12 protein-coding genes and 2 tRNA genes are annotated in these 18,742 nt (G+C 66.3%); 9 read left to right on the plus strand and 5 right to left on the minus strand.

All coding sequences use genetic code 11. The features are described from left to right. Positions 1-337: 337 nt before the first annotated feature. The 4 genes from RPX00_RS00775 to RPX00_RS00790 all read left to right on the plus strand — a co-directional run bounded on the left by RPX00_RS00775 (position 338) and on the right by RPX00_RS00790 (position 3,957). Positions 338-994 carry a hypothetical protein gene (locus RPX00_RS00775; protein ID WP_406636425.1) on the plus strand — a complete coding sequence of 219 codons (657 nt, stop codon included), beginning with the start codon at positions 338-340 and terminating at the stop codon, positions 992-994. A gap of 500 nt (positions 995-1,494) precedes the next feature. Continuing rightward, positions 1,495-1,566 (plus strand) — tRNA-Pro (locus RPX00_RS00780). Between the two features lie 13 nt (positions 1,567-1,579). Beyond that, positions 1,580-1,652, plus strand: a tRNA-Tyr gene (locus RPX00_RS00785). A gap of 22 nt (positions 1,653-1,674) precedes the next feature. Continuing rightward, positions 1,675-3,957 carry a hypothetical protein gene (locus RPX00_RS00790; RefSeq protein ID WP_406636427.1) on the plus strand — a complete coding sequence of 761 codons (2,283 nt, stop codon included), beginning with the start codon at positions 1,675-1,677 and terminating at the stop codon, positions 3,955-3,957. An 870-nt stretch (positions 3,958-4,827) separates the two neighbouring features. Here RPX00_RS00790 and RPX00_RS00795 read toward each other — a convergent pair. From RPX00_RS00795 to RPX00_RS00810, 4 genes are all read right to left on the minus strand, one after another. Next, a complete protein-coding gene (locus RPX00_RS00795) occupies positions 4,828-6,069 on the minus strand; it encodes an MFS transporter (protein WP_406636429.1) in 1,242 nt (413 codons plus the stop codon). 622 nt (positions 6,070-6,691) lie between these two features. After that, positions 6,692-8,041: a hypothetical protein gene (locus RPX00_RS00800; RefSeq protein ID WP_406636431.1), complete on the minus strand. Its 1,350-nt coding sequence runs from the start codon at positions 8,039-8,041 to the stop codon at positions 6,692-6,694. A 176-nt stretch (positions 8,042-8,217) separates the two neighbouring features. Further along, the gene (locus RPX00_RS00805; RefSeq protein WP_406636433.1) at positions 8,218-9,477 is read right to left on the minus strand and encodes a Shedu immune nuclease family protein; all 1,260 of its coding nucleotides are present in this window, start codon (positions 9,475-9,477) and stop codon (positions 8,218-8,220) included. A gap of 201 nt (positions 9,478-9,678) precedes the next feature. After that, positions 9,679-10,371: a hypothetical protein gene (locus tag RPX00_RS00810; protein ID WP_406636435.1), complete on the minus strand. Its 693-nt coding sequence runs from the start codon at positions 10,369-10,371 to the stop codon at positions 9,679-9,681. Positions 10,372-10,612: 241 nt separating this feature from the next. Between RPX00_RS00810 and RPX00_RS00815 the strand changes: the two genes are divergently transcribed. From RPX00_RS00815 to RPX00_RS00825, 3 genes are read left to right on the plus strand one after another with little or no spacing between them, the layout of a single operon-like run. Further along, positions 10,613-10,945: a hypothetical protein gene (locus RPX00_RS00815; RefSeq protein WP_406636437.1), complete on the plus strand. Its 333-nt coding sequence runs from the start codon at positions 10,613-10,615 to the stop codon at positions 10,943-10,945. After that, the gene (locus RPX00_RS00820; RefSeq protein WP_406636439.1) at positions 10,942-11,541 is read left to right on the plus strand and encodes a hypothetical protein; all 600 of its coding nucleotides are present in this window, start codon (positions 10,942-10,944) and stop codon (positions 11,539-11,541) included. Before RPX00_RS00815 ends, RPX00_RS00820 begins: the two co-directional genes overlap by 4 nt. Next, the gene (locus RPX00_RS00825; RefSeq protein WP_406636440.1) at positions 11,538-14,903 is read left to right on the plus strand and encodes a hypothetical protein; all 3,366 of its coding nucleotides are present in this window, start codon (positions 11,538-11,540) and stop codon (positions 14,901-14,903) included. Before RPX00_RS00820 ends, RPX00_RS00825 begins: the two co-directional genes overlap by 4 nt. A gap of 580 nt (positions 14,904-15,483) precedes the next feature. Here RPX00_RS00825 and RPX00_RS00830 read toward each other — a convergent pair. Further along, positions 15,484-16,227 carry a BTAD domain-containing putative transcriptional regulator gene (locus tag RPX00_RS00830; RefSeq protein WP_406636442.1) on the minus strand — a complete coding sequence of 248 codons (744 nt, stop codon included), beginning with the start codon at positions 16,225-16,227 and terminating at the stop codon, positions 15,484-15,486. 580 nt (positions 16,228-16,807) lie between these two features. On the opposite strand from RPX00_RS00830, the gene RPX00_RS00835 reads away from it, so the two are divergent. Together RPX00_RS00835 and RPX00_RS00840 are read left to right on the plus strand one after the other, a co-directional pair. Beyond that, positions 16,808-17,623, plus strand: coding sequence for a 2-amino-3,7-dideoxy-D-threo-hept-6-ulosonate synthase (locus RPX00_RS00835; protein WP_406636444.1), 816 nt, complete (start codon positions 16,808-16,810; stop codon positions 17,621-17,623). After that, positions 17,620-18,717 (plus strand): 3-dehydroquinate synthase II family protein, encoded by a 1,098-nt coding sequence (locus RPX00_RS00840; protein WP_406636446.1) that lies wholly within the window; start codon positions 17,620-17,622, stop codon positions 18,715-18,717. Before RPX00_RS00835 ends, RPX00_RS00840 begins: the two co-directional genes overlap by 4 nt. Positions 18,718-18,742 lie beyond the last annotated feature (25 nt).

Consider the following 18,742-nt stretch of genomic DNA (forward strand, 5'->3'; position numbering starts at 1 on the left):
ACGTGCCGGTCCAGGATGGACACATGGGCCGAGATCGTGTCCGGTGACTTTGTGCATTCCTGCACATCCTGTCGCAGCTAGCCTAGCCAGACCTGACCGGGACCACGTCCTCGAGCCGCGTTCCGCGGGTAATCTCGCCAGTCGACGAGCCCTTCCATTCGCGGATAGCGTCGCGAAGCCGTTGAAACGATGTCGATCCCGCAAGGGAGCATCAAACGCGCCACGACAGTACTGCGGCCATTGAGACGATCAGGTGATTCTCGTCTTCTCAGTTTTCGACCAGCTCTTGTTCCGGCAAAGTCGAGCCGTCGCCCGACTCGACTCAGGAGCGCAGCGCGTGCCTTTCGACCCGAACCAGCCCAGAGGCCCCGACGGCAAATGGATCAAAACAGGCGGGGTTTTCGCCGCGGCAGCCTTGGCGACAGTCGTGGCGGCGGCAAGCGGCGGAGACGCAGTCACTTCGGTCGGAGCCGGACTCGACGCTGCGACGACCAAGAGCGTGTCCGACGCGGACGCGGCCAACAGCAAGAAGGCCGCGCAGAAGGGAGATCGCGCCGAGGCATGGCGACGGCTGACTCTCAAGGAAGTCAGGAAGAAGATCGAGAAAGACCTGCACTGCGCCGTACAATCGTACGGCCAGGTTCAGCAGTTCTTCCTTCGCCACCCGTGCAAGAAGCTCGACCAGCTGCTGTTCGTCGTGCAAGACAAGAACGGAAACACAATCGCCGGATCGGTCACCTGGGTGAAAATGCCGTCGGCCGAATCAGCAGCACAGCTCCGCAACCTGGAAGACACGTACGGATCCGGCGACGTCACCCCATTCGGAACAGAGGTTCTCGAAGCAGCAGGCTTTCGTTTCACCGGAAAGCGCTACCGATCGCGGCTGGACGGCAAGCTGGTCGTCATCGCCGAAACCGACCCGATCAACGGCCGCCCATCCGACGCGTTCCTCAAGCAGGTCGCCGATGTCGCGGATGTCCTCCCACCGCCATGACGACGTGGGCCGGTCCTCATGGATGCCGACCCGTTCTGATGGCGTCATGCTTCGGGATCTCGTCGAAAATCGACGACCTGCCGTACCTCGACCTCCGCATCGTCGAGCAGCACCGCCCAGCTCAGGGCCGTCCGCCGGACCGCTGTCTTGACGTTCTCCCCGCGCGAGCTGGGTGGCCCCGCGATCCGGGGACAGTTCGCGCAGCTCCGGTGGTTCTCCTCCCGAGCGGGGGTCCCGGCGGCGTCCGAACGAGACCGTCGATGCCGACGTTCTCCCCGCGAGCGGGGGTCCGTGTCGCGATCTAACACAGCAGGTTCTGGCCGCGTTCTCCTTGCGCGGGCGGTCGGCATGGACTGCGACCGCAGCTCGTGTTCTCAAGCACGCGCCTACCGGTTTCCTCGTGCCAGGGATTCACGCGCACCCGTCGGGCTAGCGGAATCGCCAGATATCGGTGGCGTTGTTGTCCTGCGGCGGCATAGGCTTTCCGGTGCGGGGAACAGCATGGAGTAGATCAGCGGCAGATCGCCCGGCTCGGGACAGGGAGGGCGCGGGTTCGAATCCTGCCTCCATGTCGACCCCGCGCGTCTTGGAGTAGTTCAGCAGGCAGAACACCCGGCTGTATTCCGGGAGGGCGCAGGTTCGAATCCTGCCTCCAAGTCTTGACACCAGGGGGAATCCGCATGGAACACACGGCGTCGCCGGGGTACGCCTACGGGCAGTTGCGGCGGGCTGCGCGCACCGCCCTGTCCGCGAAGGACAGCGCGACTCGCAAGCGGGCACAGGAGAAAGCAAGCCGGTGGCAGGACGTCCTGACCGGCATGGCCGACGGTTCCCTCCGGATCGGCTCGCGGACCCCGGTCGCGGACGCTCCGGCGTGGGTGACCCTCGAAGTCGCACACGGCGGATTCGCCACCGGCCGCTTCCTCGCCGAAGTCCCGCTTTCCCCTGCCGAGGCCGCTCTGTGCACCGACAGCCCGGGCACGACCGACCGCGAACGGCTCAACCTCTGGTACCTCACCGACGCCGGGCTCGCCGCGCTGCGCACCATGCTGGCCTCCGGCTCCTACCGGATCGAGGTCCCGGAGGACGCCGCGCTGCCGACCGTCGCGTGGCTGCTGGACCACGGGCACGCCGAAGCCGCGCTCGACCTCGTCGCCGAGCTGCGTCCGCACCTGCATCGCCTGCGCCTGGCCCCACTGCCCGGCACGGCACCGCGACCAGCCGGCGCGCTGGTACGGCTGAGCACTGTCGGCGAAGTCCGGGAATCGCTGCGGTCGGCGAGCACCCCGCCCGCAATTGCAGCGATGCTGGAAACGCTGACGGTGTGGCACCCGCTGTTCGACCAGTTGGTCGCACTGTGGTGCGACACCGTGGAGGGCGACCTGCCGCGGCTGGCCGAAACCGGCGTGACCGGCGGCTGGCCATGCCGCACCTGGCCGCGGGACTGGGCACAGCGCCGCGCCCAATGGCTCGCGGACTACGCGAGCGCGAGCGCCCAGCACACCAGGCCCACCGCCCACACCCACCCGAAGAGCAACTTCGCCCGCCTGCACCGCGCGTTGCTGGCCTGCGAACACGACAGCACGGAACTGGCCGGCCGCGACGTGGGCTGGATCCGCCGCGCCCTGGCGAACACGATCGCCAAACACGGCGAACCAGGCTCAGAACCGCGAGCCGCGCTGCGAGCGCTGCAGGCCGCAGTCGCCGCGCGACCCACCCACGCCGAACTCGCGGCCGCGCTGGCCGAACGGCTGGACCGCTACCCGACCGACGGCGGGATCCCGGCGATCGAGCCGATCACCGAGGACGCGCCCGCACACCTGGTCGCCAAAATCGCCCGCGCTCTGGAAGCACCGATCGAGGAACTGGTCGCGCGCAACGTGATCACCTCAGCCGACGTCCTCGCAACAGTCCTGCCGCAGATCACCGCACAACTGCTCGCGGCGAGCTTCGAAAACGAGCAGCTCGTGACGCTCTACGCCCAGACCGACGCGGCCTTCCGCCGCCGCCGAAGCCTCCTGCTGCTCGACCTGGAACACCAAGTCCGGATCGAGGAACTGCCCTGGGTCCACGCGATCGACCCATTACGAATGCGACGTCCGGACACCGCCCGGGCAGCACGCCAGACGCTGGCCCAGACAGTGCTGCTGGCGCTCAGCGCGTTCCCGCACGCGATCCTGCCTAACACGCTGGTCCGCGAACTGGGCGCGCTGGCGAAACAGGCCGGGCTGCCGATGCCGCTAGTGGAGGAGGTCGCCGCCGACATCTTCATGGGAACCTTCACCACGAAGTGGCGCACCGCAGCGGAACTCGCGAGCCGCACGATGGCGAGCACGCTCTACGCTCGCTACTACGACCTGCCGCAGTCCTGGCCTTCGACGCCGCGGCCGCGGCCGTTCCGCGCACTCGCCAAACACACCGCCGACGACTTCGCCGACGTATGCGAGGCTCGCGCCGCCGAAGCCCAGCCGACGCGCAAATTCCTCCGCTCGGTGGCCGCGAACGGCACAGTGCTGGAGCAGAGCCAGATCCTCACGACACAGAACCTGGCAGTTCTGGTGGACAACCTGGATCTGCGGGAACGGATCCGGGCATCCGCACCCGAACTGGCTGCCGAGTCGTTGACGTGGACGGTGAGCCGGCTGGCGACCCGCACCGACCACCACCACGCGGCCCTGCAGGCAATCAAGAACGCGGCCTACGCCTGGCGGCAAGCGCTGTACTTCTTGAGCTTCTGCGACATCGACACCCAGCGCGCGACCGTGCATCGGCTCGCAGAGCAGGCGACCCGAGCAGGCCTGACCGACCGATTCACCCCGGCAGTCACCGGTTTGGCACACGTAGTGGAAGGCGGCAGGTTCCCCCAAGACGGCCGAACGCCCGACGGAACCGGACGGCGGTTCCTCGGCTGGACCACCGGCAGGCACTGGTGCCTGCCGGACCCCACCGACCACGCACGCTAAAGCATCACCGCCCCGTTCACGACCGCAATGCAGCGCGGGGCCTTCGGACTCGGCGATAAACATCCACAGACCGCCTCGCCCGTGACCGCACCCACCCGGAATCCCCAACTACACCGACACCTCAACCCGCACCGCCACACAGACCAACAACACAACCGCCGGAGGAAAGTGAACGAGAACGCACCCGAAGCCCCGTAAACCTGCAGGTCACAAAGCGTCTTTCCCGCGCGAGCGGGGGTGGTCCTGCGTTTCCCTCAACGTAGTAGTTGATCGTGGGGCTGGTCGAGCCGCGCCCAGCCCTGAGTTCATCGGGATCCCGACGAGAAGGTGCCGTCGTGGCAGGAGATGACCCCAGGCGTATCGATCGATGCCGGGGGGAAGATCGTCTCGACGAAGAACGCGATGCCGTCCATGGTGAACAGCGGGCCGGCCACCTTGCCCGTAGGTGTCCACCTGCCAGGGCAATAGGACGTCCATCGCGGACCTGCGGATCATGTCCAACGGTGCGCCGACCGCGAACAGCGCTCCCATCCGCCTGAGCCGACCGCGTCCCGCCGCTCCGCGACCAACCTCAGCGCAGGCATCCCCAAACGAGAACTGCCCAAGGACTAGCGCCCCGGACGGATTCCCGTCCGGAGTGAGCACGCCAGGCAGTTCGTCGGGCCAGCTGTTCGTGTTGAGCGGGTGCACGGGCTCGTGGCAGGAGAAAGTGATCCGGCCGCGGCCAGGCCTCGCAGGCTCATCCGCGCGCAGCGTCGCGGTGCCGCTGCCGAAACCCGATATACGCCGCCGGACATTTCAACCGCGGGTGTCGTGGCTAGCACCATCGTCCGCTGTCCTTGTTCAGACGATGCCCTCGAGGACAGACCGTCAAGAACGCGCAACCCGACCTGCCGGTCGGGCGATCCTGCGGATGGGCCGGCTGAAGAGTCCCGCCGCGGCGCACATAAGCAGCCCGGCCGTACACACGAGGGCCCCGGCTCGAGGTCCGAGCGCATGGGCAACCGAGCCGATGATGTTGTTGGTCGCCAACAGGGTCACACTCTGGATCACCGAGAGGATTGCCTGGACCCGAGCGAGATGAGTATCAGGAGCGGCGCTGAGGAGCAGCGGGCTGAGGTGGCTGACGAACATACCGCTCGCTGCGCCGACGCCTAACGCGCCCGTGATGGCCATTAGCAGCGCCAGCGCGAAGCCGACCGCCAGTTCCCCCACGGCGACCACAGCCAGAGTGAGCGCGGCAACAATGCCGGGGCGGGCGAAGATCCCGCGGCGACTGATGATCAGGGTTACGACGATCGTGCCCATGCTCTGGGCTCCGACCACAAATCCCGCGCCGGTCGAACCCCATCCGTGTTCTCGCGCCAGCAGCGGGATCAGCAAAGTAGCAAAAGGCAGTACGAATCCCGCCGCTCCCGCGACGAGCAACAGGACGGGTCCCAGTCCGGAGGTCCTGACCGCGACCTGGATCCCTTCCCACACCTCGCGCAGGATGTGCTTGCGCTGTGCGGGCGACGGCGGGGTGAACGGCGGACGCACCATAACCAGCACGACCAGCACCACAGCGAAGGTAATCGCGTCGGCCCATGCCGCTGCGGAGAGCCCGGCGAATGCCACCAAGGCACCGCCGATGGGAGCACCGACCAGACTAATCACCTGCGTTCCGCTCTGACGAAGCGCGACTGCCCGCGGGAGCAGTTCGGGCTCGACGAGCCGGCGGGGCATCGATCCGGACGAGGGCAGGTAGAAGGCATCGTTCGTGCCGACGATGAGAGCGGCTATCACGAGAATGGCCAACGGCGCCCCAGTTGCCCCCGACACGACAGCCAGTGTTACGGCGACGACCAGCATCGCGGCATCACCGATGATCATGACCTGTCGGGCTCCGAGCCGATCGCCGACGGCACCGCCTAGCAGGAGCAGAATCGTCCGCGGCAGCGCGACCGCCGACAGCACCCATCCGGCCGCCAGGCCGCCGTGCGCCGAGGCCGCCCACCCCAATGCGAAATACAAAGCGGCGTCGCCAAGCTGCGACACCAGAGCACCGCCCAGCCACATATGAAAAATGCGGGGAAGCCCGGCTTTCTCCGCCGTACTGGACGACGCTGTCACCACGAATCTCCCCCACCGGCGCACGTGCGCGACCGGCATTCCGGCCGTCGGAAGCCACCCACAGCGCGCTCGACCTCAGCTGCAAATACCGAGGGCGACCGATCATATCCACGGTGTGCGGACAGCATTACAGCGGATGGGGCCCGGGTGGGCCGGGGGCCCAAACCGCCAGTGGCGCGTCCACGGGGCACAGCGGAGGCATGCTCTCGGTCCAGTCCCAGCCTTCGGTCGGATCGTCGAGGACCAATTCGCGGCTGCCAGGATTCCACGACACCATGAGATGGAAACCGGATCGTTCCAGCTCCGTGGTGGAAATCGCGCCGCGGAGCCAATCCTCGCCACCTCTCCGCAGGGGGACTCCGGGTCATCGTCGTGCCACGTCTCGAACTCTGTTTCCGCTCATCCAGCTCGCAGCAATGGGGCAACAAGGCGACACAGCATCTGCGGGCCCGCAGCCTCACGCGACCGCGGCGGTATCCTCCACGACCACACAGCCCCTACCTCCGTGACATACATCGACGTCAAATTTCCGCATGGCGCGAGACTCGCCATGCTCGGGCTCAGCATCCGAGCTGTGCATCCCGTTCGCTGGTCGCACTTCGCCGCTTCCCTAGCAGGAGTCTTATTGACGTGAGCCAGGTCGTCGCCGACTACGTGGTGCTGCTCCGGCAGCGAGCGCTGTCCCGTCTATCGCGGCGCTCAACGCCGGCAGGCATTGCTCACGGGTCAGTCTGGCGTCCGAGACACCGCTGCCGAAGCCGTGCAGGGAGGAGGACGACCGTTCTGTCGTCTCGCGCTCCGGTTCACGAACACCCGGCCCGCGTTCCCGAACGTGCCGGGCGAGGTCCGGCTGCCCGAGATCGATCATGAGGTTGCGCAGGAACAACGCGGCAGTCGATGCGTCGAAGCGGTGCATGCGCTCGTTGTCCAGCACGAGGCCGGTCAGGCCACGCTCGCGTTCGGTCAGGAACAGGCTGAACACCGCCGGCACTTTGGCCGCGATCCAGTTGAACTCGCGAGTATCGAGGCTCGCGTGCGGGATGACGGTGTCGAACAAGTCGCGCAAGTCCCAGCCAAGCCCGAGCCGGTACCGGTGGAACAGTGCGAAAACCTCGCCGGGATGCCCGATGGCGACGCCTTCCAATCGGCGGGTCCACGCCGCCGCTGTCGCCAGCCAAGCCTCTCGGATACTGCGGTGAAAGTCTTCACCTTCCTTGCGGTTCCACTGCTTCGCTCGTTCAACCTCCCTGTCGACACGCTTCTTGGTCTCGTTCGGAGGCCACGTACCGCGCGCGACGCCGGCCAACCAATACGGGAGCACCTTGTCGTTCGTGAAACTGCGAATGCCGGATGTCGCGTCGATATCACGTTGGTCGCACTCGTCCTCAGCCACCTTAAGGAACGAGACATAACGCTCCTGATGCTGGCGCGGAGTGCGACCGTTCTCCACCCACGCCGCAGCGAGCATGACAGGAAGCCGGTCGTCGAGCTTCCTGCGGATTTCCGACACAACACGTGCCCGCCGGGCCTTGCACCTCTCCCAGTACCCCGCCAACGGGTCCCCGCCGAGGACGTCTTCAGCCGAATCTTCCGCGCTCGCACCGTGCGCGCCGTCGTCGAGCACCGCCAAGGTCAGATCTTGGCGTTTCAGCGCGGCCGTGGCGGCGCAGGTGGCTTCGTCGAACGCCACGATGGCGTCGACGGCTCGCCGGTAGTCGCCAAGTTCTCCAGCCGGATAGCAATGCGTGCGGTCCGGCAGACGGATGTCGGCCATCGTCCCGGTGGCAGGCTGTAGATAAGCCTCGGTCCGTGCGCGGTTGCGCAGGCTTGAACAGTTCGGATCGCAGTGCCACACGGTGCCCGTCTTGCTCGCCCATGCCTGCACCTCCGCACCCGACCACGGTCCCAATGGAAGGTCGCAGACAGCCAACCGGTCGTCCGGCTGCCCGCCGCCTTCAAGCACGGTCAGCATGGCCAGTCCAGGCGATCGTCCCGACATTCAGTCATGACCAGCACGATGCACCACTCCCCAATGCGTTGCACTTCCCGCTAACGTCCTACGACGCCCGTGGCTGCACGTCACTTCTAGGTCGGAAGACCAGCACGGCTGGTTGCAGCTCCAGCCGAGCCAAACAGGTGGACCGCTCGTCACTGTGATCCCTCGAACAGGCCTAGCAGCAGCTTCGCCTTTTGCACCAGTTCGTCGAAGGTGATCACGTCAACGTCGGGCATGCTCGTGCGGAACAACTCGAAGCTGCGTACCCGGTCCGCGTCGTTCTCCCGTGCCAGATTCCCGATGATCAGCAGCAACTTCGGCTTGAACACCCGGAACTCCGGATCCGTATCGCTGACCAGCGACCGGTACGACTGGCGCAAGGTGTGGTGGTCTTGGAGAACCTGCTGCACCGCACCCGCGAGCTCTTTGCTCGGTGGGTAGGCGTTGTTCCGGTACTGCCCGTCCGTGGTCAGCTTCGTCGCAGGAGTCTTCATCTCGACGATCAGCGCATCACCGGTCATCTGGTTGCGCAGCAGGAAATCCGCGGTGTTGCCGCCGGTGTTGCGAATCGACTTACCACCCAAGTAAGCCTCGCGCTTCACCAGAACCAGCGGATGCGAGAAGATCTGGCCGATCACCCACACGTTGCGCTCGATGATCTCCTGCCAGCGCTTCTCGTCAGCGCTGTCCAGCTCTGCACTGGCTTCGGCGATGAAGCCGCGCAGACGCGCCAGCCCCGCGGCGACAACGATCTGGGATGAGACCTCGGGCTCCGCTTCCTGCAACGCCTCGGCGAGCTGGGCCGGGTCTTGTTTCGTCATCCATCCAAGGACCCGCTTGACTTCGTCGTTCTTCCCGATCGCGGCGATCGCGTCCAAGATCTGCGAGACATCGGCACCGACGTCCACCGGCAAGAGACGCTTGGTCCCGGACTGAAGTCCTCCATTGCCAACATGCTCGTACAGCGCGCCCACGCACTTGTACAGCTGCAGCAACTCAGCGCTGCCCAGCTTAAGCCGGACGCTCTCACCCGCCCCTACGCTGCGAAGATCAAACGGCGTGTCCCGTTCCCACTCGTCCGCGGCGTTCTTCGACTGATAAGCCAGCTCTCCACGCACTGAAGCCTCGGGATCCTTCCCGTTGTCCACCAGCATCGGCGTGAAGACCAGCCGCGTCCGCGGGCCTTCCCGCAGGACCACCTGAGTGACCTCAGCAGTGCTGCCGCTCGTGCTAGTGATCCGCACCAGCCCTGGCTTGACCACACCCACCTCCAACGACTCGTAACGATAGGTCGCAACAACGACGTCGATCGTTTCAGGAGGCAACCAGTCCCAAGCCGTCGCCACAGCCAAACGCCGACGGGCTGAGGAGCGCACAGCTCCGATGTTCGAGGCGGACGTCTTCTCCGCCATGCGCGGAAAAGACGTCCGCCCACTGGCAGTGAGGGGCCAGCCGTGCTGTTCCCACAGGTCAGGAACACCCGGCTAACACGGTCTCCCGATCCCGCACACCCCGCTCACGACTGCTCGAATACCTCCTCAACGAGATATACGGCTGCCACCTGCTCTGCGGCTCGCACTCCGACGGCGAGGACAAGGATGAGATCGAGGAACTCAACGAACGACTCGACAAATTCGCAAACGCGGTCCGGACCGAAGCCGCAGCCAACATCGATGCCTGGTCCCTGGTGTTCGAGTAGTGCCCCCCAAACTAACGGGAGTATTTGGATACACGGTGGCGAATTTATTCGTTTTGGTTATTCGAAGCAATCCGACCGGCACCCGCTCAGGGGTTCGCCACCGAAGATTTCCACCGTGGTCGTCTAGCTGCTTCCACATCCGGACCCCCTCAAGAACGGCACGCTCCCAGTCGGCTGCTGTGCGAGCACCGACCTCGAACTGGGCCGTAGGGGTCGCGATCGAGGCGAGGACGTCGCCGTCGACGTGGGTTGCGCGACTGAGGTAGTCACGCGTGGCCGCGCAGACGAAGATTGATGCCGCGAGCCCTTCTTCGAAATCGATCGCACGGCCGCCGTCTTCGTTCTCGTCGATCGCCGGATCGCTTCGGCTCTTGCACCCGAGCAACGCACGGGTGACCGGAGAGCAGCCGAGCAGACATGCGTAGCTCAGATGGAACACGTCGCGCGAGCGGTAGCTGTCGGCGTTGCGCAAAGCGTCGGTGAGGGTCGCGCCGACTGTTGACCGGAGCCTCAACCGTGATGGCAGTTTCCCAGGAGGTTGACCGGTCAATAACAAGTCGACCAGTTTATATTCAAGCCACAATAACCATTGCTCGTTCCAGGCCACAGGGCAGTTCAAGCGGAGTCGCGGACGTCAACCGCCTTTAAATCGTCTATCGATCATTCCACGCAACCCACGGGCAGCGCTTCGCAACAAAAATACTAGGATCGCATTCGACAACCAGCCACAACGATCTTTACACACCGAGCAACTTTCGCGTGAGACGCAATCTTAGTCCATCCCGGTGGTGATTCCACCATGCGACACAGCAGTGATCTACCTTTGGGATCTGGCGAGAGGGGGCCAGATGCTGTCCTGGTACGCGGCCATGGGGTGCGGCGCTATCGGCGGCTTGGTCGTGGAAGCGGTCGTGTTCTGGGGGCGGTTGCAGGCCTGGCGTGAAACACGGCTTCAGACACTGGCTACGGACAAGCCCAAACCCACACTCCGCGAGTTCCTCGATCCAGCTCCTGATCTGGCGGTCGCCGTTACCAGGGCGCTGCTGGGCGCTGTGATGGGCGCTTTGCTTCACAGCCAGCTGACCGGCGTCTACGCCGCCGTTGCGGTGGGTGCAGCCGCACCGAGCCTGCTCACCCAGATCAGCAGCCGAACCAACCTGCCTCCGGAGACGACCGAATGACCTTCATGCGTCGCTACTGGGATTCCCTCAGCGGCGGTGGGCACCCGCCGAGGATCGCGGCGCGCGTCCACGCGGGCTACGGCTTCTGGCAACGGTACTGGGCATCGCTCACCGTCAACGATCTTCCGGCAAAGCCAGCGCGGTCCGCCCCAGAGCGGGCGTTCGGCACGTCCAATTCGTTGGTGATGGCCGCTACCGGCGATCGGGTGATCGATGAGACCAGCTCACCCGATGGCAAGGTGGCGTTGTTCCTGCGCGCCTCGGGTGGATACCGCCTCGAAGCGGTGCTCCGGGACGCCGATACCGCCCCGGCGGTGGTGTCTGTGTCGTACGGTCCCCGTCACCTCCTGATCCCACTCATCAGGCAACGCCTTGGGCCCCCGACGGCCCAACTGCTGTTGCCGGGCTTCGAACCGGGAATGCCGTGGCAGAGCTCACCAGCGCTGCCGATGGAACAGACCAAGCTATGGGCTCCTGAGACGATCACTGCCTCTATCAACGCCGCCGCGAACCAGACAACCAGGCACGCCTGGCGCGCAGTCCGCGAGGTCGTCACCGAGGACCTCGCCGCCGTCATCGACCAGGCATTGCGATGAGAGAGCTGCCGTATCGGGCTGAACTGGCCAAGGTAACAGACGAGATCGGTTCCGCTACCAGCATGCAGGCGGTCTTCGAGGTGCTCACCGGACCTCGGCTGTTGTGGTGGCATTGCTGCCGGGAGGCTGTACGAGACGAACCCGGCTGGCTGGAGAGTGCCGCGGCCGAGGACGTCCGTACCTTCGTCAACGGACAAGCCTCCGGCGCGATGCCCGTCGCCGATCCCGCCTATGTGGTTGCCCGGTCCCTCACCGTGCCGGATGTTCCGGCCCTGACCGAGTTGGTTGGACACTGGTCCGGCACCCGGTTGCTGCTCAACCCGACACCGCCAGGCCGGGAGCTGCACGCGGACGGTGCGGATTCCACGGTCGAGCCACGGTTGCGTGGCCGGCTGGTGGAGTTCTTCGACGCGGTAGCCGCCTTGCCGGAGGACGACCCCGCCGCCGTCACCATGGTCGCGTTGACAGCGCTGTTGCTGGCCGGCCTAGAGCCCCGCGACCGGCCCGTGGTCCGGGTCTCGGTGGTCTTCGCCCGCCCGGAAGGCCAGGAGCAGGGTGTCTCCGGCGTCCTGGAGTTACGTGAGTTCCCTGCCGGCCCCGAAGGCTTCTACCCGGATCCGCGCGCCATGGCAGGTGCCAGCAGCCCCGGCACGGAGTTCCGGGAGTCGTTGAGTCACGCGTGGCAGGCCACGCCCTGGCCCGGCACTGGGCGTTGCGTGCTGTGGCGCATCGTGCTGGCCGACGAACCGGGGCAGCCGCCGGAGATCGACGGCGGCTCGTTAGGCGCTGCCTTCGCACTGGGGCTGAGGAAGCTGTTCCAGCGGCCTAGTCGCGTCAGCTTGCGCGGTCTGTTGTACGGTCCGCGTCCGCACACCGCGGTGACCGGGATCCTGCGAGGCGGCGAGCGGCTCGAGGCGGTGTCGGGGATAGACGCGAAGCTGCACGTCGTGCGACGGAAAAGCTGGCGGCTGGTCGCGCCCGAGCTGAACCGGCGCGATGTGCCCGCCGCTGATCTTCCCTTGGTGCGGTTCGCCGAAACCCTTGCCCAGGCGGACAAACATCTCCGGCAGTGGCGCACCGGGCGCCTGGCGGTGGCTACCGCGCTCGTCGTGGCGATGGTGGTCAGCGGAGTGCTGTTCTCCCGGCATGAAGCGGCTAATGATCGGGAGCGGACCGCCGCCGAGCTTGCAGCCGCCTCAGTATCGCTGAAGGACACCGATACGGGTCTGGCGCAACTGTTCGCCGTCCAATCCTATCGACGGAATCCGAATCCTCAGGCCCGGGCCGCGTTGTTCCAGGCGGTGACCGCCAACCCCCATCTGGTGCGCGCGCTGCAGACCGACGGCCAGGTCTCGGCGACCACGGCATCGGCGGATGGGCGCACTGTGGTAGCCGCGACGCAGACCGGGAACGTGCATCGCTGGACACTGCCGGATCGCACCGGGCAGATCGTGTTGCGGCTTCCGGGGTCGGTAGACAAAGTGGCGACGAGCCAGAACGGGGACGCCGTCGCTGCTATCGGCTCGGGTGTGGTGCAGGTGTGGTCGGCGAAACCGGGCACCGGCGAGCTACGGGTTCCGAAGAACGAGCAGCCCAAGACGATCGGGGTGTCGCCGTCGGGCCGGTTCGTCGCGGTGGTCAGCAAGACAGACCAGTCGGACGTGCCGCCGACGTTGCAGGTGCTGGACCGGACCACCGGGAGCATCACCCAGACCCGCCTGGTCAGCTATAAGGACTCCTCGCCGAACTCGGTCGTGTTCCCGGATGACAACACGGTGCAGCTATTCGACGGAAGCGGCTTCGGAGCGTGGGAACGACTCGCACTGCCTGAGCTCACTCACAGGGCCGGCAAGAGCCTCGGCTTCGGAGTGCACAACAGGGGGTCGGCGACCTCAGCCGACGGCCGGTACGTCAGCTACACCAACGGCGCCCCCAAGCTCCCGCTGTGGACGACCGAGGAAACCAGCGACATCGACATGCCCAATCTGATAGCGCGGATCAAGCCGACCCCTACCGCTGCACTGGCGATCAGCTCCGACGCGAGCTCAGTAGCGCAGGCCGTCGACAAGACCCTGTACGTCTCGGCCACCACACAGCCCACGCAGGAGCCTGCCGAGCCGGTCGCGCTCGCCGCCGGTGGTCCCGTCGTACCGGGGAGTGTGGTGTTCCTCGGAGCCAGCCGCACCTCATTGCTGTCGGCCAGTGGACACGCGGTGACGCTATGGGACCTCGGACAGTACTCGCGCATCGCCGAGTACACGCAGCTCGACATCCCAACGTCATGCAACGGCTGTGTGGGCCCGTACATCGGGCTGCAACAGGGCAAGCCGGGGGTCGCCGTCGTGCCCGGCGACGTCACCTCACTCATTACGTGGACACCAGGTCCCCGCGTATTCTCCGTGCAGTCACCGACCAAGTCCAACGTCTCGCCGCCGTTCTGGTCCAACGTCTCGCCGCCGTTCTGGCTGCCGGACGCCGACCAGATCCTCCTCGTCAATGATGAGGACGCTTCGGCCAGTATCCGCGCGGTTCGACCAGGCCTGCCCGAAGTCGGCACCTGGCCTCCCGCCCCGAATGCGATGGCCGTGCCCGACGGGGTGGCGCTGATGCAGCTCACACCGGATCGCAAACACATCTTCGTACTCCACAACTCCGGCGCCGTGCGGATCCGCCTTTTGAACGGTCAGGTCGTTCGCCAATTCGACGGACCGCCCAGCATGGCCCCTACCAGGAACAGCAGTTCCTTCCTTAGCCAGGGATACGCTGCCGTAGACGCCCAATCCGCCCATACCGCCGTCATCGACACCTCGGGCGGGTTCCTCGGCACAGGCCCTCGGAAGGTTCACGTGTTCACCGTCGAGCACGGCACCACTCGGACGATCGAAGGTGAGGACATCTCCGGTGTCGCCTTCGCTGGTGGTCACCTGTTGATCCAACGCAGATCCGGAGAATTGGAGGTCTGGAACGCTGACGGCGGTGCCCGAACCGGTTCGACCCAAGGACTGGCCAACACAGTGGTAGGACCGGTCAGCGACGGCGACCGCACCATCGTTGAGATATCCGCGGACGACACCGCCCACATCATCGACTATCCCTCGGGCGTATCGGTCGGCGTACTGCCACATCCCGCCGGAACAAAGGAAGTCTCCACCAGTCTGGCCTTCTCCGCTGACGGCAACCGTCTCGTATCCGTCACCGAATCCGGCTACGAGAACGCACCTGGCGGGCTCGTCGACTGGAGGATGAATCCGGAAAGCTGGATCCAGGCTGCCTGCGAGTCGGCGGGCCGGGATCTCACCGCGGACGAGTGGTCGCTCTACCTGAAAAGAGCCGTTCCGTCCGATCTTCGCTGTCAGGGGTGAGACGGTCTTCCCCACACGTGCGGGGTGATCCCGGATGCCCGCCAAGCGGTGGTTTTGCGAACAACCCCTCTGAGAGATTGCGCGGCGAAACCGGTTCAGCTCAGGAAACCCCCGACAGAGCAGAACCGGGCCTGTGGCGCCACTCCGCGCGGACCACTCGGGTCAAGATGCGGGAGCGTTTCGCCCCGGGCCCCCAATGCCTTCCGCAACACCTCGGCCGAGACCGGACGCTGATGCCGGGCACGATGCTCCGACCGCCGCAGTCCGCACGCCCGGCCCGCCGCCGCTCGATGATCAGAGGGAACGACAGGTGCCCGGGATGGTTGACTGTGACGTCGAGAAACGGCCGGTCCGCTTCGGGGCCACACCGTCACCGGGGCACCGTTGATCCGGTGGATCGGCGAAGGCCCGACCGGCCGCTGCCATTCGCCGCCGCGATCTCCCTGCGGGTCGCCGCAGTCGCGGTAGACCGCATTCACCCTCGATCGCGCCCAGATGCCGCACCCACAGCTTCTGCGCGCCGCCGATGATCCGCGACCACGTCGGTTCGCCCGCGACCGTCCACTGTGGTCAGCCGGGACTAGACCAGCGCGCCCCTTTCCACCTGCCGCGCAGGAACCTCCAGCACCTTGTCCGCCGCGACGATCGCCTCGTACAGCCGCTGCATTCGCGGGCACGGCAGCAGTCCCAGCTCGTCTCCGAGGACCTGGCTCAGCCGGTGGAACACCCGGACCGCCCCTGCCTGCCTGCCGGAGCGGTAGAGCGCGACCATCAGCTGTGCGTGGATGTTCTCGTGCATCGGATAGGCGGTGGACAGCTTGCGCAGCTCGCCGAGGAGTTCGCGGTGGCGGCCCAGTCGGAGGTCGGCCTCGATGCGGTGTTCGAGCACGCCTAGGCGGCACTCCTTCATTTCCAGCTGGTACGCCGAAATCGCCGGGCCGGGCAGCACGTCGCCCAGCACCGGGCCGCGCCAGAGGGTGAGTGCGGATCGGAACAGCTCCGCCGCGCGGTAGTCCTCGTTGCCCGCCAGGGCGGTGTGCGCGTCGAGGACCAGCTGGTCGAAGATCGTGCGGTCGAACCGTTCCCGGGGGACCAGCAACTGGTACCCCTGCTTCCGCGTGAGCAGCAGCTCGCCGCCGTCACCGTCCGGAATGGACCGCAGCAGCCTGCGGATCTGCAGCACGTAGGTCTGCAGCGTGGACATGACGCTCTTGGGCGGATCGGCGGACCACAGCTCCTCGATGCAGTAGTCCACCGAGACGAACTCGTTCGCGTTGATCAGCAGCAGCGCGAGCAGCTGCCGCGCCTTGGGTGCGCTCGGCACGTACGAAACACCGTCTTTGACCACGCATAGTGGTCCCAGAACGCCGAATTGCATCAGACTGTCCCCCAGCCGATTGGTTGCGAAAAGCCAAAGATTGTCCGTCGGGCCCCCACAACGTCGAGCCGCCATCATATCCGTGCCCCGCTGGTCCGCACGAGTGATTCTCGAAACGTGGCCGTTACGCTCCGCTGAGCCACCGGCGAAAACCAAGATCATGAACCGGATCGGCGCAGCTGAACGGTGGAAAGCGGGAACCGCCCGAACATCAACAACTCGGCCATTCGCCCCGATACCGCAACGAAATCACTACGCAAAGTAGCCGCGGCCGCGAACACCCGGATACTCCGGGCGCACAAGCGCTTTCGCACCGTTCCCGGACTCGCGAAGCCCCGATAAACGCACCTCCGGGCCACTCGGGCGAAACTCCATAAACTCCGCGGGAATCAATTGCCGAGGAACTCGCCCGGGCTACGGCGGAAATTAACCGACCCGCGCCCGTCCCCGCCGACATCGCTCGATCCTTTAGCCGGTCCTGCGACGGTATGGCCATGAGCCCGACACCACGAGCAGGAGGTGCGCCATGGCGACGCTGCCCCTGACCGGCAAATCCTTGCGACTGGCCCGACTGTCCCGGCATGGCGACGACCGCTTTCTCTTCATCCCTCTCGACCATACGATTTCCGACGGCCCGATCTCGACCGCCGCCGGGTTCAACCAGCTCGTCCGGGACATCGCCGACGGCGGGGCCGACGCGATCGTGGTGCACAAGGGGCGCGCCCGCACGATTCAGCCGGAACTGTTTTCCCGGTGCGCGCTGGTGGTCCACCTGTCCGCCAGCACCGCGCACGCCCCGGACACCAACGCGAAGGTTCTGGTCGGCGAGGTCGCCGAGGCGGTCCGCCTCGGTGCGGACGCGGTCAGCGTGCACGTCAACATCGGCTCGGACACCGAGGCCGCGCAGCTCGCGGATCTGGGGACCGTCGCCAAGGCCAGCGACCGGTGGGGCATTCCGCTCATGGCGATGATGTACCCGCGCGGGCCGCGGCTGGCCGAGCCCGGCGATCCGGTGCTGCTGTCGCATGTGGTCAACATCGCCGCGGACCTCGGCGCGGATCTCGTCAAGGTGCCGATGGCCGCGCCGCCGGACCGCATGGTCGAGGTGGTGGCCAGCTCCCCGCTGCCGATCGTCGTCGCGGGCGGTTCCGGTGCGGACACCAGCGTGGCCCAGCTCGCGACGAACGCCCTCACCGTGGGCTGTCACGGGCTGGCGGTCGGGCGCCGCGTGTTCACCAGCGCGGCTCCCCGGCAGACAGTGCACGAACTCGCCACGATCATCCATGGTCCGGAGCTGGGCTCCGAATCCACGCCCCAATCCCGAATGGCAGGTGTTCCGTGAAATTCGCCTGGATCGACATCCGTTCCGTCCCCGAGAACCAGCGGGAGGCGATCGTCGACGCCGCCATCCACGCCAGGGTGGACGCCATCGTCGACTCCGACCTCGCCACGCTCGAAACCCTGCCGAACACGGTGAAACGGGTGCTGGCCGGCGGAACCGCCGAGGGGGAAGGCACGCTCGCGCTGCTCGATGTCGCGAACGACGACGAGATCGGCGCGCTCGCGGGCCGGGTCCGCGGCGGGGACCAGAACGTCGCCGCGCTGGTGAACGTCGTGGACGACGCGACGCTCACCCTGGCCTGCCACGCCGCGGTCGCGCTGCCCTACACCGTGGTCCAGTTCCGCGATCCGACCAAGATCCCGCTGGAGATCGTCATCGCCGCGGCGGACCCGGCCCCGGGTTCGCTGATCTGCCAGGCGAACAGCCTCGAGGACGCGCAGATCATCGTGGACGTGCTGGAGAAGGGCTCCGACGGGATCATCCTCGCGCCGCGCAACGCCGACGACGTATTCGGCCTCGTCGAACTGCTCCAGGCGAAGACCCCGTCGCTCGCGCTGAACAAGCTGACCGTCGAATCGATCGAGCACTGCGGGCTCGGCGACCGGGTCTGCATCGACACGTGCACGCATTTCGAGGAGGACGAGGGCATGCTCGTCGGCTCCTACGCGCACGGATTCATCCTGTGCTGCAGCGAAACGCATCCCCTGCCGTACATGCCGACCCGCCCGTTCCGGATCAACGCCGGCGCACTGCACTCGTACGTGCTCGGCCAGGACAACCGCACCAACTACCTCAGCGAGCTGAAGTCGGGCAGCGCGGTGCTCGCGGTCGGCGCGGACGGCCGTACCCGGCGGATCGTCGTCGGGCGGATCAAGCTCGAATCCCGGCCGCTGCTGAGCATCACCGCGAGTTCCGAGGAAGGCGTGCGGACGAACCTGATCGTCCAGGACGACTGGCACGTCCGGGTGCTCGGGCCGGGCGGGATCGTCCTCAACGTCACCGAACTCAAGCCCGGCGACCAGGTGCTCGGCTACGTCGCCACCGACAAGCGGCACGTGGGCTGGCCGGTCGGCGAGTTCTGCGTCGAGAAGTAGCCCAGCCCGTCGAATCGTCCGCCGA

This window comes from Amycolatopsis sp. WGS_07 (assembly GCF_045278895.1).
In the GTDB taxonomy this organism is placed as follows: domain Bacteria; phylum Actinomycetota; class Actinomycetes; order Mycobacteriales; family Pseudonocardiaceae; genus Amycolatopsis.